Genomic DNA, 16,406 nt, shown 5'->3' on the forward strand with positions numbered 1-16,406 from the left:
ACAGAAATAAAAAAGACTTCCGCTAACGGAAGTCCACTATCTCAATATTTCATTTGCTTCTTTTTCATAAATTTTATCAAATGAAGTCATAACGCGTTGTGATGCTGAAATCATTCTTTGATCTGTCATTAGATCTGCCATCTCTTTCGTCATATCTACATTTGAATTTTCTAGCATATGGTTTTTTACTAAGCCTGTTCCGTTCGGTAAATCAGCAATATTTCCTTCTGCTAGTGTAAAGCTTTTGTTCTCTCGTTGCACAAGACGATTATTCGCTTCTGCATCTACTGTTTTTGTTTGCAGGCGAGCAATATTATTTTGTGTTACTTCATCATATAATGTACCATCTGCTTGTACAGCTACCTTTGCTCCTTCAGGAATACGAATACGTTCATTATTCTCTCCCATAACAAAAGCACCAGATGATGTTTGCAAGTAACGATCACTATTTATTGTAAAACTACCATCTCTCGTTAAAAACGTTTCATCGTTTTTAGATGTAACGAAAAATGATGTTGTACCGTTTGCACCGTCATCTAAAAAGAAATCTGTAGCACTATTTGTCATTTGTATATTTCCTTGTACTAAGTTCACATGCGTTGCGGCTGGTACTACAGCGTAATCAACTGAGCCAATATTTGTTACAGCTCCGTCACCGCGGCGATATGTGTCTTGTACATCAAATACTTTAGAAGTCATATTTTCTGCTTTAAATCCTGTCGTTTGGGCATTTGCAACGTTATTCGAATGAACATTAATGCGCTGCATGTAATTCATCATACCCATTGAACCTATATAAAGACCGTTCATACTCGATTGAATAAGGCAATTGCCTTATTCTTCACCTCTTTTCTATGATGTTTGCAACATTTGTTTCGCTAAATGTTCCGCTGTAGCGATATGTATGTTTTTCTTTACGTCTTGTCCGTCTGTCATTAATACAATGGGAGCTGATGATACTGCTGGAATTTTCAACAGTTCCCCACTACTTGCCGTTTCATCAAATTTCGTAAAGACGATACCATCAATATGAATATCTTTAAAGTTCGTAATGATTTCAATCATATCTTTACTTTTCATCGAAGCTGATAACGTTAAACAAATATAATCTGGCTCTACTTGTCCCATCGTTTCAATCATTTCTTCCACAGTTTCTGACGCACGATAATTTTTTCCAGCTGTATCAATTAAAATATAATCGACGCGCGCTTCTTCTTTAAAATATGTAAGCGCTCTTGTCATTGCAGCTTCATCACGCACAGCGATTACTTCAAATCCAATTGTCTTTACGTAATCTTGCAGTTGCTGAACTGTCCCAATGCGAGAATGGTCGGTCGTAATAAAACCAACCGTTTTTTTCTTACCGTGAAACTGCCACGCCATTTTCGCAAGTGTCGTCGTTTTTCCAACACCAGTTGGACCGATTAATGCAATTGTTTGTACTTCTTTTTCAAATACATTTTCCGTATTGAAATGAGAGCTCATATCTTCCAATATATATTCGATTACTTCTTCTTCTGTAATCATCGTTGCATTCTCAAACTTCACTTTTAACTTTTCAGCATATGCATGAATAAAGTATTGTTCTACATCGTTTTGTTCTAGCATGCGAATTACTTTTTGAATAATAAATGGTACAGATTCTTGCTTTTCTTTTTTTACAACCACTTCTTCTTTTTTGACGGGAACGACTTTTTTCACAGCTTTTTGCTTTTTCGTTACTTTCGTTTCTTCCGTCTGTTTCACAACGACGATACCTTTTTCAAACAGCTTTAATAGTTTCTCTTTCTTTCTTGCCCATTCTTCACTATTTCCTGTTTGCATCGCCGCGTACGACATAGGAGTCGTCACGTTTTCTAAATTGTGCAGTACCGATTGAATTCCGTTCGCCTTCACAATTTGTTCTGAAGGATCATTTACAACATCCATTAATTGTTCATGAAATTGAGCTGTGCCTTCGTTTACTTCTTCCTGTTTATCCTCTGGAAAAGCAACTAACATTTCATAATTCTTTTTCCAAAAAAACGGGATATTGCGTTTTACACTTTCATCGACAACGTAATAATAATCTGTACCATATTGGTCAAATAACTTTCGATACAATTCATTTTTCGAAGCTGCTTTTATTCGCATTAACGCTTCTTTCTTTTCTGTACTTTCCATTACTTCACCCCCTACTATTCAATATAGGCAATTTGATCTACAACAATTTCTGGTGCTAATTCGCTAATACAAAGTACTTGCGATTCTACTTGATAACGCTCAAGAAGTCTTACAATCGCAAACCTGAAATCTTTTCTACGCGTTAATAATACTGGTTCCCTTCCCATTAACCTCGCTTGTTTCAATACGCGTTGTACTTGTTCAACGACTCGCGTTTCTAAATCTAAATCCCAGTTTAATAAATAACCTTGATAAGAATTGTTCACAACGTCTGCATCTAACTCGATTGAATCTGAGAAGAGCGCCGCATATATTTTCCCGTCAGGATTTTTCGCATTTTCACAAATCACTTTTGAAATACATTCACGGACGAATGACGTTACGCCATCAACATGGTTTTGATAAATTTCTTTTCCATCAATAATACCTTCAATAATGGTTGGTAAATCACGAATAGAAATACCTTCTTTTAGCAATTGCTTAATAACATTTTGAACAAGTGATAAGTCGATTTCTTTCTTCTTAATCTCTTCTAATAAAACGCCGTTATCATTTTCAAGGGAGTTAATTAAATCTTTTACATGTTGACGCTGAATTAACTCATGCAGGTTACGTCTAACGACAACATCTAAATGTGTAATTAATATGCTAAGTGGCTCTAATACTTGATAGCCTTTCATTTGTGCATCTTGTACCATATGTTCTAAAATCCAATATCCATCCTCGCCAAAAATCGGATCTTTCGCCGGTTCTGCATCTAAATCGGCCATTACATTTGGTGTTTTCAGCGCTAATAAGTAACCTGATTTCAAAACACCTTCAGCTGCCTTCGCACCTTTAATGCGAATAATGTAACGTCCGCGCGGCCTAAAACTCGTATTATCTTTAAAGTTAATTCCAGGAACATTAATACCAAGGTCGGTAATAATCGATTTCCTCATAAGAACAACTTTATCACGAGCTGTTTCCCCGTTAATTTTCTGCTTTACAAGTGCCGCTAAATCTAAACCTAGTTCTACAATAATTGGATATTTATCTGTAAATACGCCAAATGAATCTTCCACTTGTTGCAGTTGCTCATCTTCGCCTTGAATCATTTCTAATTCTTTTTGAAGCTCATCTTCTTTTTCTTTCTTCATTCGATTTTTATTTCGAATTCCTAAGAAGATAATTGTTCCACCAACGAGTGCGAACGGTAGAAATGGTAGCGGAGTAAAAATACCCATTGCGATAAATAAACCACCGAGCGCATATACAACGACTTCATGCGCTAATAACTCTTTAAAGATACCTTCTGTTACTGTATCCGGTGAACCGTCAAATACACGCGTTACAATAATACCTGTTGAAATCGCAAGCATTAAAGAACCGATTTGGTTTACAATTCCATCACCGACAGTTAACTGCGTGTAATGAAGAGCCGCTTCACCAAAGCTCATGCCCTGCTGCATCATTCCGACAATTAAACCGAAAATGATGTTTACGAATAAAATGACAATCCCGAAAATAACGTCCCCTTTAATGAACTTTCCGGCACCATCCATCGCCCCGTAAAACTCTGTTTCCATATTTAATTTTTTTCGTTTCGCCTGTGCATCTTTTTCTGAAATAATACGCTGGTTTAAATCAGCATCGATTGACATTTGTTTCCCTGGTAAAGAATCAAGTGTAAAACGAGCTGCAACTTCAGCTGTACGAGATGCACCGTTTGCAACGATAAACTGGAATATGATTAATACTGTAAAAATAACGATACCAATTAATAAGTTCCCGCCAATTACGAACTGACCGAACTCTTCAATAACATGACCGGCATTTCCGTTTGTCAAAATCGCTCGCGTCGTCGATACGTTAATCGATACGCGGAAAATCCCGATTAATAACAACATCGTCGGAAATGACTTTAATTCATCCCACTCGTTAATACTTGTCGCTCGCATATAAATAAGCACTGACATACTTAGTAGAAAAACGATAATGATATCAAGTATAAATGGTGGAAGTGGAATTAAGAGCGCCACTACGAATGACGCTGCTAAAAAGATAGAAAAATAGGTTCTTGCAGAATCTATCTTAAACAAAGAGATCTCCTCCAAACGCGCTATTATACTTCAAGTTCATTCGTTTGAATTAAATAGCGCATAACTTCAATTACAGCTACGTATAAATCTTCTGGAATCGCCATATCTTCCTCGACTTGATAATATAAAGAACGAGCAAGCGGACGGTTTTCCACCATTGGTATTTCTTGTTCACGGGCAAGCGTTCGTATATATAAAGCGAGCTCATCTTCCCCTTTTGCAACGACAATTGGTGCTGCATCAACGTGTTTATTGTACCTGAGTACGACTGAAATATGAGTCGGGTTGTTTACAATAAACGTTGCCCCATCCATCTTCTTCGCAATTGTCCCTTGCAATATAGCGTGCATAAAGTTTTTTCGTTTCCCCTTTACTTGCGGGTCCCCTTCATTATCTTTATGCTCTTGTTTTACTTCTTCTTTTTTCATCTTAATATCTTGTTCGTACTCCCATTTTTGATAAATAAAATCAATGATAGAAAGAACGATTAATATAATTAAAATAGCTAAGAAGATAAATTTAATTTGCCTAATAATTTCAGTAAGTGACGCAGTCCAGTTAAATCCAATCATACTCACGATTGTTTCTAAATTCTTTTTAAAGAGCACATAAGCGACGTAACCGATTAATCCCATATAAAACAGTGATTTCAAAATATCTACTAAACTTTTACGACTAAACAATCTCGTAAAATAGTTTTTCGGGTTAATACGCGACGCTTTCGGCTTAATCACTTTAGAAGAAAATAAGAAACCGACTTGAATCATATAATTGAATAAATGAAAAGCGTATACGAGTATTAATATAGGTGCTGATACTTTTAGTAGTAACATCCCCATCATATAAAAATACTCGGTTGAATCTGTATTTTTTCCAATTTGATCAAACAGCACCGATACAGAATTGGCAATCTCAAACCCGAGCCAATCTCCGAAAAAGTAAACGACAACTGCTAATACAAGAATGGAAAATAAATTATTTAAATCTTTACTCCGGGCAATATTCCCTTCTTCACGCGATTTCTTACGCTTCTGCGGGGTGGCCTTTTCTGTTTTATTATCCTTTGCCATGTGCGTCCCCCTACTTCGTTAAGAAAAAGTTAAATAGTTTCGTATATTCCTCAAGCAATACATCCGTCATATTTTTAAACACATAACCGAGCATCGGTACACTCATCGCAATAAACAAAATACCACACGTAATTTTAATCACGTACGCATTCATAAAAACGTTTAATTGCGGAGCGTTTTTTGCGATTAAAATTAAAACAAAGTTAATGATGAATAAACTTCCCATGAGCGGAAGAGCAATTTCAACCGCTGATGTGATCGCAAATAATAACGTTGCGAGTAGACTATCTAAAAAACTAGTCGTCAACAATTTTGAAATCGCCTCTGTATATTGAAACGACTTTAAAATCGTGGCAACGAAATAATTAATGCCGCCAAGTGAAATAAAAATAATGAGAAAAAATATATCAAAAATGGTTGATAGTAAAGTAGACTGTGAGCCTGCATTTACATCAAACAAACTTGCTTGTGATAAACCGATATCAAAGTCTAAAATATGCCCGGCCATTTTCGGAATGTTCCACAGCATTTCTACAATTTTTGAAAGTGATAATCCAATTACAATTTGCGTACCTGCATAAGCTGCTACGTCCCAAACTGTCTTAATGTGAGAGACATCAACTTGATCGGCAACTGTTATGGAAAGGGCAAGTCCAACTGTAACCTTCGCCATAGCTGGAATAGATCGACCAGAGAAAAACGGTAAAAAATATAAAAATGAAGTAATGCGGCAAAACGCAAAAAACGTCGCCGCCCATAATTCCATATTCATTTCAGTTCACCTATCTTAGTACGAACGCAATAGCGATGGAATTTTATCAAATAAATCTAAAATAAGTGTCGTTAACTCTTGAAACATCCAAGGACCTAAAATGATAATAACGAGTACAATACTCGCCATTTTCGGTAAAAACGTCAGCGTTTGCTCTTGAATTTGCATCATCGCCATAATGACTGCGATAATAATAACGACAATCATACTTACGCCGGCAACCGGCATTAAAATCATAACCCCTTTATAAAAAAAGGTTTGAAAAATATCTATAATTGGTGACGTATTCATTTATATGACTCCTATCACATAGCATCAAACGCTTCAGGCGACCGTTTTAAACATAATGTCGACGATTTTTGTATATCCACCTAAATATACGAAAACGAGTATTTTAAACGGTAAACTTAAAATCATCGGCGGTACCATCATCATCCCGAGGTACATTAAAAGTGTACTAATAATCAAATCTATAAATACAAACGCTAAATAAATGAACATCCCTGTTAATAATCCCTTTTGAATTTGCGTTAACGTAAAGGATGGTACGAGCGTAAATAAGGATAGATCTTTCAAATCTTTCGGTAATTCTTCTCCGCGCACTTTCAGCATCATTTTTAAATCATGCTTATACGTATGCTTTGACATATACTCTTTCATAATCGGTGCTGTCGTTTCCGCAGCTTGGCTTACCGTTATTTTCTCTTTCGTCATCGGATCCCACACATCGCTCTTTAGTTGCCCAAGAACAGGTTGCATCGTAAAGAGTGATAAAAATAAGGCGAGTCCAACGAGCACTTGGTTCGGTGGTAAATTCATTACCCCAAGTCCTTGACGTGTAATCCCAAGAACGATCATAAAATAAGTAAAATGTGTAAATAATAGAACGATAGATGAAGATAATGATAAAAGGGTAACGAGCGCAAATAATTGTACACTTGAATTACTCGTAAACTCTTTTCCATTTTCGAAATTAATAAAACCGTTTTGGGCTGCATACGCTGGATTTACAAAAATAATTGAAAAAACGATAGAAAATACGAAAATAACGGCTAATAATGATAACTGTTTCTTTATTCTCATGATGGATCCTCTACTTTTTTCGTTTCACTCTTCACCGCGTCTTCTAGCGCTTGTTGAAACTGATTTCCTGTTCCTGTTAATTGCACAGATTGTACACCGTTATTACTAATAACAGTGAACACTTGCTTGCCGTCTACTTCAAATAAAAAGGCGCTCGTTTGATGATTTAAATACACGCCGTCTTTCACTTGAATATGGCCATTTTCACCTTGTTTAAAAAACTGCTGTTTGCGCGTCTTTTTCGTCATAAAATAGGCACCGTAGCCGAGCGCACCAAACAGTAAAACGACTTGAAATAAGGTCGTCATATACGACATATGACTCCTCCTCTACTCTTTATCTTGCATTTGACTTTGCGCTTTCATAAGCGCAGCTTGCTTCTTGTCAGCTTCAATTTCAGAAATGATAATACCGAACTTCTCGTCCATTACGATCGCTTCTCCAATGCCGACTTTCATATTACTTAAATATACATCTACTTTATGTCCTAAGTTTTTCTCTACTTCCAGAACATCGCCCACTTTTAACTCTTTCACATCACCAAGCGTAATAGATGTTTTCCCAAGCTTTACACCAAGTTCAATCGAAATATCCGAAACAGTATCAATATGTGCTTTACTTGTTTCATTTCGCTTCCCTGCAAATTCTTCTAATCCCATTAATGACACAGGAGATACTTCATGCTTCATATGGATCCTCCTACTCTACAAAACTTTTAAATAAGAGCGCCTTACGCGTTCCATCTTTTCCAATAAAACAATTAAATTTATGTTTTCCATCTACAAACCCAAGCAATTCATCCGAAACTTTCGTATGAAGCGGGATAATATCGCCTTCTTCAATTTGTTCAATCTCACCCATTGTCATCTTCTGCTCACCAATCGCAACATGGACTGGTTTATACACTTGATTTACTTTCACTTCTACTTCAGATGTATACTTTTTACGCTTATCCGAAGAATGTTCGACTATATTTTCAGACGTTAACTTATCCATAATTTCTTCAACAGATAAGAACGGAATCCCAATACGAACTGTCGTATTCCAAAAATCCGTTTTCATATTTACGTTCAGTAATGAAATAATATCACTCGCTGTCGTAATCTTAAGTGCATTCGGATCTGTCTCCGTCGTTACAAATGTCGGTTTAATCGCTACAACACTTTCAAACGATTGCTCTAAATTTTTGCATAGAAGCGCAAAAATATTATCAAGCGTTAAAAACTCGAACGCAGTTAATGGTCTACGCATCGTAAAATTACGTTTACTATCTCCGCCAAGCCAGCACTCATGAATGTAAATAACAAATGCTAAATCAATCTCAATAACAATTTCTCCAAGCTCTGGAAGCCCGAGATCAATGACGCAATATAAATAATAATCTTTCGGCATTTTCTCCACGTACTCACTTGTAAATGGAACTTGCTCCACTGTCGAAGGCTCTAAGTCAATCGGAATACGCATACGCGCTGACAACGTCTGTGACGTCTGTTTACCAAACGTAGAAGCAATCGCTTGCAAACTACGTAAATGTTCAACACCGAACTTCTCTGGTCTATTAAAATCATACTCTTGAAATTTATCTTGCTTCCCTGCTTCTTGTGCGAAAGCTGGCATTTCCTCGCCTTCATTTACCGCCTTCAGCAGGGCATCAATTTGCTCTTGGCTTAATTTATCGCCACTCATGAAAATCCCCTTCCCTACCTTTTCAATTCAACGATTTCAACGTACATTTTTCCATTCTTCGTCAAAATCTTTCCGGTTCCAATTTCTTCATTCTCAAGCATAAGACGCACCGTATTTTTCGTTGAATTTTCAAGACGATACAATGTACCTTTCGTAATATGAAGCAGATCTTCAATTTTCTTTTTCGTATTTCCGATTTCAAAATAAATTGTTAACGGAATATCATCTTGTAATTTCAAATCTAGCCAACTCCCATATCATGTTCACGAAAATTTCATGTTCTCTCTATATAATGAAATCTCTTATTTTGAAACGTCGATATTTAATATTTTTTTAATATATCCTTGTGTTTCTTTAAATGGAGGTACGCCCCCATACTTTCTCACATTACCAGGACCAGCATTATAAGAAGCAAGCGCCAATACTAAGTCACCGTTATTTTTCTTTAAATAACCGCTTAACTCTTTCACGCCGCCTTCAATACTTTCAGCTGGTGAAAATGGATTTTTTATACCCATCTCTTTCACATTCGCTGGCATAAGCTGCATCAGTCCCATCGCCCCTGCATGCGACACCGTTTTCGGATTAAAATCAGACTCTACTTCAATCATTTTTTGAATTAACGTTTTCGGAATTCCGTATGTACGACTTACTCTATCTATAATATCCTCATACTTCCCTTCATTTGAAGAACGTATTTTTTGAATATTATACTTCTTCGTTAATCCCCACGTATCAACAGCCTCATTTTTCGTTTCCGGGAAACGTCGTTCAAACTCTTTTTGCGCGACTTGCACATCATCGGCTTTCTTCGTTTCAGGCTTTTCTTCCGGCTTACTTACTTCCTCTACTTTATGAATAGATGCTTCCGGTTTATTCACAACCGCTTCTATTTTCGTAGATTGTACCGGCTGACTCATATCCTCTACTTTTGCCGCCTGCGTAGTAGCCTTCGTCTCCTTCATAGGCTCGCTTTGCAACTTTTCTTGAAAACGACTACTAACGAAAGCCTGCGGACTACTTAACTTTTGCTGAAACTGTCCTTTTTTATATGCAAGTACTTCTTTTACTATATTTCCAACTACCATAATATCACCTTTTCGGTAAACAAAGATAATCTAATATTAGAGTTTTTTTGTAAAGTTTGCAATAATCCTTTGCAATTATATTGTAATAAAAAAACGACTAAATTGTTAAACTGTTATTTTTTTATATTTATTAATTCAAATTTTCAGTTGACACCCATTATAGCAAGGCTTACAATAAATTCGAAATTGTTTTTTTTGCATATTACCGTTTTTCAATTTGCAGAAAACTCAATATAAAAAAATGGGGGTTCTTAACATGAGAATTAATACAAACATTAATAGCATGCGTACACAAGAGTACATGCGCCAAAACCAAGCTAAAATGAGTAACGCTATGGACCGTTTATCAAGCGGTAAACGTATCAACAACGCTTCTGACGATGCAGCAGGTCTTGCAATCGCAACTCGTATGCGTGCACGTGAAAGCGGATTAGGTGTTGCTGCGAACAACACACAAGACGGTATGGCATTAATCCGTACAGCTGACTCAGCAATGAACTCAGTATCTAACATCTTACTTCGTATGCGTGACCTTGCTAACCAATCTGCAAATGGTACGAATACTGACAAGAACCAAGCTGCACTACAAAAAGAATTTAGTGAATTACAAAAACAAATTGATTATATTTCAAGCAATACACAATTTAACGATAAAAATCTATTAGATGGTTCTAACAAAACAATTAACATCCAAACTCTTGACTCTGAAGATGGCTCAAGACAAATCGGTATTGAATTAGGAAGCGCCTCTACAAAAGCATTAGGTATTGATACATTAAATATTGGCTCAAATAAAATAACTGAAGCAACAAAAGATTATGCCACTGAAACTATCGGAGCGTTAACAACTGGCTCGAATGAAAAAGAGGTTGCCCTTGCGAAAAAATCCTTTGATCAAATTAAAGGTGCAATAAGCAACGCTGATGCACAAGCTCTTGCACAAGCTTTCGAAAATTATGATAACGCTGCTTCTGGAGAGAAAGGCGCTAAAGCTGCAGAGATTAAAAACGTATACAACACTATTACAAACTTTAGTATGGCTAAGGTTTCCGAGGATGTATACAATGATGCTAAGACTGCTATCACAGGTTTAAAAGCCACTTCTACAGGTAAAGAGGTTGCAGCTGCTAGAGAACATTTCGATAAAATTAAAGATTATTTATCAAAATCTGATAGAACAAACTTAGAAAATGCATTTAAAGCGTTTGACGGAACAGACACAACAGCTGGATCTGCTGCTGGTAAACAAGGTAGTGATATTGCAGGTAAATTCCCAAAAACTGATTTGTCTGTAGCTAAGTCAAGTGATGATTCTGCAGCAAACCCACTACAAGCTATTAGAGCTATCGATGCAGCTCTAAAAACAATTGCTGACAATCGTGCAACTCTAGGTGCTACATTAAATCGTCTTGACTTTAACGTAAACAACCTTAAGAGCCAACAATCTAGTATGGCATCTGCTGCTTCTCAAGTAGAAGACGCTGACATGGCGAAAGAAATGTCTGAAATGACTAAGTTCAAAATCTTGAACGAGGCTGGAATCAGCATGCTTTCTCAAGCAAACCAAACTCCACAAATGGTTTCTAAATTATTACAATAAGCCATTTGAGTTAGTTTCATGAATAAACCTCTCTGCTTGCGGAGAGGTTTATTTTTTGTAAAACCTTCCTTTTTTTGATGGGAGAGAGCATCCGCGTGGCGTAGAAGTGGTCAGTGCCTATCTTTATCCCCTCTCATGTTAAAACACAACTAGAAGATAAGCATAAGTCTCTTTTTCTGTTCATAGCTGTTTATTAGATTAAGAGATACCGACTATATCAATCTATAAGGAGTGTCTATTATGCGTATTGGTACGAATGTTTTGAGTTTGAATGCTAGGCAGTCGTTGTATGAGAATGAGAAGCGTATGAATGTTGCGATGGAGCATTTGGCGACTGGTAAGAAGTTAAATAACGCTTCTGATAATCCAGCTAATATTGCGATTGTGACTCGTATGCATGCGAGAGCGAGTGGTATGCGCGTGGCGATTCGAAATAATGAGGATGCGATATCGATGCTTCGTACAGCGGAAGCTGCACTTCAAACTGTGACGAATATTTTACAGCGTATGCGTGATGTAGCTGTTCAATCTGCAAATGGTACAAATTCAAATGAAAATCGTGATTCACTAAATAAAGAGTTTCAATCTTTAACAGAACAAATTGGCTATATTGATGAGACGACTGCGTTTAATGATTTATCCTTATTTGATGGACAAAACCGTCCTGTTACGTTAGATGATATCGGTCATACAGTAAATGTAACGAAACATATTCCCCCTTCCCCTACACAACATGACATCAACATTTCAACAGAACAAGAAGCAAGAGCGGCGATTCGTAAAATTGAAGAAGCTTTACAAAATGTATCACTTCACCGTACCGATCTCGGGGCTATGATCAACCGACTGCAATTTAATATCGAAAATTTAAATAGCCAAAGTACAGCATTAACAGATGCTGCTTCTCGAATTGAAGATGCAGATATGGCGCAAGAGATGAGTGATTTTTTAAAGTTTAAATTGTTAACTGAAGTTGCACTTAGTATGGTTTCACAAGCTAATCAAGTTCCGCAAATGGTTTCTAAATTACTGCAATCATAATTATCATTCCACTCTTTGAAACGATTCCATACAAAAGCAAAAGGGAAATACATATAAACTATGTACTTCCCTTTCATTCTGTACCCAATACTTCTATGGCGCTACTGTCATAACTTGTCCCCTGCGATCGATCCTTATTTTCATTTTTCCGTCTTGTGCGTTATATAAACCTAGCTTATTTAATTCTATTTTGCATTCTTGTACGAAGGTTGGTAATTTACGAATTTGATTGACATCCGAACTTTTAATAAAACTAATTAAATGTTGCGTCATATCTTTCACATCTTGCACGAATTCTTCTTTTTCTCGTTTTAACCTTTCGTTTTCCAATTGTAGCGCACGCAATTCACTTTCTAGACTACTTCTATTAGACTCTTCTTTAAAATGCCCTGCAGCCATGTTAGAAAGCTTATAAATACCCTCCATAAACTGGCGTAATTCATCTTCTTTTCTTTCACTATGTTGACTAATTGTTTCAAAGTTATCAACGATACCAGATATAACTGTTACGAGGCTTTTTTCACTCTCTTTATGCTGGATTTCCTCTTTTAATACTTGATTGTTTTCTTTTTTCATTTCAACGATTGTTTCTTTTACAGGTGTATATTTTCGCTTTCGTCCAGGTTTTTGTTTTTCGATATTTTCAAACGGTATTTCACGTTTTTTTAATTTGTAATACGTATTTTGTAATTGACTTTCTGTTTTCGGGAAAAGATTTAGTTCATTTTTACTAACATATTTTGAAATATTAATAATGTTTAAACCGTGACGTTGGCAAAATTGATACACTTCATACAGTAACTCTAGTTCAGACTTGAGCCATGTAATCGTAGATTTTTCATATGCTCGCATCCCGCCATTTTTTTCTATATCTATTTGAAATAATACCATTCTATTATATAAATCAACTAGTTCTTCATATTTTACTTGGAATTGTTTTTCTATTTTTTTAAATTCCGCTTCTAGTTGCATATCGTTCATTTTATTATTTGACATGTTTTGTAAGAGACTTAATACATTGATTGCTGTGTGGTGATACATAATCTGCGCCACTCCCCCTCATCCTTTCACAATTCTCATCAGACTCCCATGTCTATTCAGAAAATAGAAAATTTTACATATCCATATTATAACATTTCGAAATTATCTGTCAAATAATAAACATACAAAAATGTATAGAAAGTATAGAAATAGAAAAAGATTTTTTTATTAATATGCACAATTGCATATTAATCACTTTTAATTATATTATATGGTATTTAGAATGTAATTTCACCGAAAAATTTTGCGTTATTACGAAAAATTACTAAAATAATCCAAAGATACGTTTTTATATTTTTAAATCAAAAATCTTCAAATGAAGATTTTTCATACATACAACCACAAACACTCCAAAAACATTCCATCTTTCCACCTATACAGCATATAGAACACCAAAAAGGAACTAACCAATACTACATATGGCTAGTTCCCTTCTCTCCACTATAATAATAGAGTCTACAAATCTTTACTTCTTCTATTTACCTAAAACCACTTCATATCCCTGGTCTCACATGGCATGGGGCTCTATTAAGCACTGACCGCTCCACATATGGCTAGTTCCTCTATTCCAGCTAAAAAGAAGCTTTTAAAGCACTAACTTATCTACTAAACCAATTAACTCTTGAATATCTGGCTTACTTACTTGAGCATTTGCTCCCACAGCTTCACCTTTATGGAATAATTCATTTGTAATTAAGGAAGAGAAAATAACGACTGGTAAACGATTCATGATTTCACTATCTTTAATTACTTTCGTTAAATGGTGTCCATCCATTTTCGGCATTTCAATATCCGTAATTAACAGGTGAATATGTTCAAACATTTTTTCTCCTTGCTCTTTCGCTAGCTTTTCAATTTGCGCTAACGCTTCTGCACCATTGCTAAAGAAGTTCATTTTCGTATATCCAGCTGATGATAATGTTTCTTCTAATATTTGACGAAGCATTGCTGAATCTTCCGCAATATAAATAATTTTTTCACCGCGATCTGTTTTTTGTTCTAATTTTGAAAGTGATTTATTATCATAACCAGTACCGCTAATCTCACATACAATTTTCTCGTAATCTAATAGTAAGATGATTTTTCCATCTAGTTTTACAATACCAGATGTCGTTTCTTCTAATCCCATAGATAATGAAGCTGGCTCATCAATTTGCTCCCATGAAATACGTTGAATACGATGCACTTCATCCACGCGGAAAATAACTTTCATTTGGTTTAATTCTGAAATGATAAATTTCGTTTGATCAAGTGGCTTTGTCGATTTTAAATTAAGAGCTGTCGCTAAGTTAATAACTGGTAAAATTTCACCGCGTACTTGAACAACACCTTCAACTGCATGATGAGATTCTGGCACAGTTGTAACAGGGAATGGATTAATGATTTCACGTACTTTCATTACGTTAATACTAAATAGGTTTTCACCAACAGTATATGTAACAATCTCTAATTCATTTGTTCCGCTTTCTAATAAAATACTTTGTGCTTGTGACATAAAGGTGTCGCTCCCCTTTCATTATTTCCGTATATCTAATTATTAAGCTTTATTAAAACGAAAAAGTCAACTACCTATATAAAAAATATAGATAGTCGAACGATTCATTTCTTTATTTAAACAGGCGATTAATCTTTTATAAACGAAGCAAGGGCCTCTAGTAACACTTCTTGTGCTCCTACAATTTCTGTCGGCATCGCTTCCCATTTTTTAGAAAGCTTTGCTTCGACTCTTATTCTTAACTCTGTATTCATTACTTCTAGCACATATTCTTTCGTTGCTATATCAACATCCAGTAGCGCAAGTGCATATAGTTCCGGATCATTTATGTTTTCAAATAATCGTTTTAATACTGCCGGCGCTATATGTTTTAATTTTTCAATATGAATCTCTTTATCCGAAAATAGCAACTCATATTGAATGAATGTAACATTTTCTTTCATCACTTTAAAATAGCAATTATTTTTTTTATCATTTACAAAATAACCATTCGGATCAGCAATAATACCCTCTACTTTACGAATTAAATCTGGCAAACTACTCGCCGTCATTACAGTCCGCTGCTCAACCTCACTCGGCGAAATGAATGTAACGCGATACTTATTTTGCGCCATCCTCCTCACCTCTCCTTTTATAAAAATCTATCATCATTAACGATCCAAAAGGTACTGGTCTACCATGAAATGATTATCTTTTCCCAAAACCACCCAGTACCTCTCATATCTCTGGTCTTACAACTACGTACAGATTATAGCTGTTATCTACACTTCGTTTATCTCTTCTTCGGCTACCCTAGTAACTCTCCATATCTCTGGTCTTACACACCGGTCGAGACACTATTAGGCACTGACCGCCACCACACATCGCCAGGTCCTCTCTCAAAACCTAAAAAAAGAGCTTTTAAAATCTTTTAAGATCTTTTCAGTAACTCGATGTTATTAAACCAAAACGCAATTTGCTGATCCGTTATCCCTGATAACGTCACAAAAAACTCACGGCACTTCATCTCATCTTTAAACAGTTGATACTTCCACTCGCCTTCACTACCAACACTTACAAAATAAAACTCGTGAATACGGCCAATGATTGCTTGTTTTTCACCAAATGAGTACGGAGGTACTTGCTTAATTTCAAATTGATCTGGTAAATATACATGCTCTTCTCGTTCCATTTTTAACACTTGCTCGGCAAGTTCACGTTTATTTTCGAAAAAAGGCAATTGTAAAATTCGCTCTTGTCTTGTCATACGAATAAAAAACCCTTTCTACTACATTACAATTTTTCTT

The 16,406-nt window shown here is 35.8% G+C and carries 18 protein-coding genes; 2 read left to right on the plus strand and 16 right to left on the minus strand.

All coding sequences use genetic code 11. The features are described 5' to 3' along the window. Positions 1–36: 36 nt before the first annotated feature. From PDK19_RS10060 to PDK19_RS10115, 12 genes are all read right to left on the minus strand, one after another. Entirely contained in the window at positions 37–810 is a 774-nt protein-coding gene (locus tag PDK19_RS10060) for a flagellar basal-body rod protein FlgG (RefSeq protein ID WP_001013941.1), read from the minus strand. Positions 811–852: 42 nt separating this feature from the next. Further along, a complete protein-coding gene (gene flhF / locus PDK19_RS10065) occupies positions 853–2,163 on the minus strand; it encodes a flagellar biosynthesis protein FlhF (protein ID WP_000446193.1) in 1,311 nt (436 codons plus the stop codon). Between the two features lie 14 nt (positions 2,164–2,177). Next, positions 2,178–4,244, minus strand: coding sequence for a flagellar biosynthesis protein FlhA (gene flhA, locus PDK19_RS10070; protein WP_000472545.1), 2,067 nt, complete (start codon positions 4,242–4,244; stop codon positions 2,178–2,180). Between the two features lie 23 nt (positions 4,245–4,267). Continuing rightward, positions 4,268–5,314: a flagellar type III secretion system protein FlhB gene (flhB, locus tag PDK19_RS10075; protein ID WP_049112010.1), complete on the minus strand. Its 1,047-nt coding sequence runs from the start codon at positions 5,312–5,314 to the stop codon at positions 4,268–4,270. Between the two features lie 10 nt (positions 5,315–5,324). Then, positions 5,325–6,086: a flagellar biosynthetic protein FliR gene (locus tag PDK19_RS10080; RefSeq protein WP_001055718.1), complete on the minus strand. Its 762-nt coding sequence runs from the start codon at positions 6,084–6,086 to the stop codon at positions 5,325–5,327. Between the two features lie 15 nt (positions 6,087–6,101). Continuing rightward, positions 6,102–6,377, minus strand: coding sequence for a flagellar biosynthetic protein FliQ (locus PDK19_RS10085; RefSeq protein WP_001098085.1), 276 nt, complete (start codon positions 6,375–6,377; stop codon positions 6,102–6,104). A gap of 33 nt (positions 6,378–6,410) precedes the next feature. Next, positions 6,411–7,169, minus strand: coding sequence for a flagellar type III secretion system pore protein FliP (locus PDK19_RS10090; RefSeq protein ID WP_001220586.1), 759 nt, complete (start codon positions 7,167–7,169; stop codon positions 6,411–6,413). Continuing rightward, positions 7,166–7,486 (minus strand): hypothetical protein, encoded by a 321-nt coding sequence (locus PDK19_RS10095; RefSeq protein WP_000121170.1) that lies wholly within the window; start codon positions 7,484–7,486, stop codon positions 7,166–7,168. The genes PDK19_RS10090 and PDK19_RS10095 overlap by 4 nt, the downstream gene beginning before the upstream one ends. Positions 7,487–7,498: 12 nt before the next feature. After that, positions 7,499–7,858, minus strand: a complete 360-nt coding sequence (gene fliN, locus PDK19_RS10100; protein ID WP_000680027.1) for a flagellar motor switch protein FliN — start codon at positions 7,856–7,858, stop codon at positions 7,499–7,501. Between the two features lie 10 nt (positions 7,859–7,868). Beyond that, positions 7,869–8,855: a flagellar motor switch protein FliM gene (gene fliM, locus PDK19_RS10105; RefSeq protein WP_000012187.1), complete on the minus strand. Its 987-nt coding sequence runs from the start codon at positions 8,853–8,855 to the stop codon at positions 7,869–7,871. Positions 8,856–8,869: 14 nt separating this feature from the next. Continuing rightward, positions 8,870–9,094, minus strand: coding sequence for a flagellar motor switch protein FliN (locus tag PDK19_RS10110; protein ID WP_000775712.1), 225 nt, complete (start codon positions 9,092–9,094; stop codon positions 8,870–8,872). 63 nt (positions 9,095–9,157) lie between these two features. Further along, positions 9,158–9,943 carry a lytic transglycosylase domain-containing protein gene (locus tag PDK19_RS10115; RefSeq protein WP_074614852.1) on the minus strand — a complete coding sequence of 262 codons (786 nt, stop codon included), beginning with the start codon at positions 9,941–9,943 and terminating at the stop codon, positions 9,158–9,160. A 256-nt stretch (positions 9,944–10,199) separates the two neighbouring features. Here PDK19_RS10115 and PDK19_RS10120 point away from each other — a divergent pair, with 256 nt between their 5' ends. After that, entirely contained in the window at positions 10,200–11,543 is a 1,344-nt protein-coding gene (locus tag PDK19_RS10120; RefSeq protein WP_074614851.1) for a flagellin N-terminal helical domain-containing protein, read from the plus strand. Between the two features lie 240 nt (positions 11,544–11,783). After that, complete coding sequence (locus PDK19_RS10125; RefSeq protein ID WP_270707048.1) at positions 11,784–12,584, plus strand: flagellin N-terminal helical domain-containing protein; 801 nt, start codon at positions 11,784–11,786, stop codon at positions 12,582–12,584. A 93-nt stretch (positions 12,585–12,677) separates the two neighbouring features. On the opposite strand, the gene PDK19_RS10130 is transcribed toward PDK19_RS10125, so the two are convergent. The 4 genes from PDK19_RS10130 to PDK19_RS10145 all read right to left on the minus strand — a co-directional run bounded on the left by PDK19_RS10130 (position 12,678) and on the right by PDK19_RS10145 (position 16,366). After that, positions 12,678–13,625, minus strand: a complete 948-nt coding sequence (locus PDK19_RS10130) for a DNA-binding domain-containing protein (protein ID WP_270707108.1) — start codon at positions 13,623–13,625, stop codon at positions 12,678–12,680. A 586-nt stretch (positions 13,626–14,211) separates the two neighbouring features. Next, a complete protein-coding gene (locus tag PDK19_RS10135) occupies positions 14,212–15,120 on the minus strand; it encodes a chemotaxis protein (RefSeq protein WP_000075951.1) in 909 nt (302 codons plus the stop codon). A 128-nt stretch (positions 15,121–15,248) separates the two neighbouring features. Continuing rightward, entirely contained in the window at positions 15,249–15,734 is a 486-nt protein-coding gene (locus tag PDK19_RS10140; protein ID WP_270707049.1) for a LysR family transcriptional regulator, read from the minus strand. 296 nt (positions 15,735–16,030) lie between these two features. Next, positions 16,031–16,366, minus strand: coding sequence for a DUF3964 family protein (locus PDK19_RS10145; RefSeq protein ID WP_000198182.1), 336 nt, complete (start codon positions 16,364–16,366; stop codon positions 16,031–16,033). Positions 16,367–16,406 lie beyond the last annotated feature (40 nt).

The sequence above is a fragment of the Bacillus cereus group sp. BcHK124 genome (assembly GCF_027712065.1).
GTDB classification, from domain to species: Bacteria; Bacillota; Bacilli; order Bacillales; family Bacillaceae_G; genus Bacillus_A; species Bacillus_A pacificus.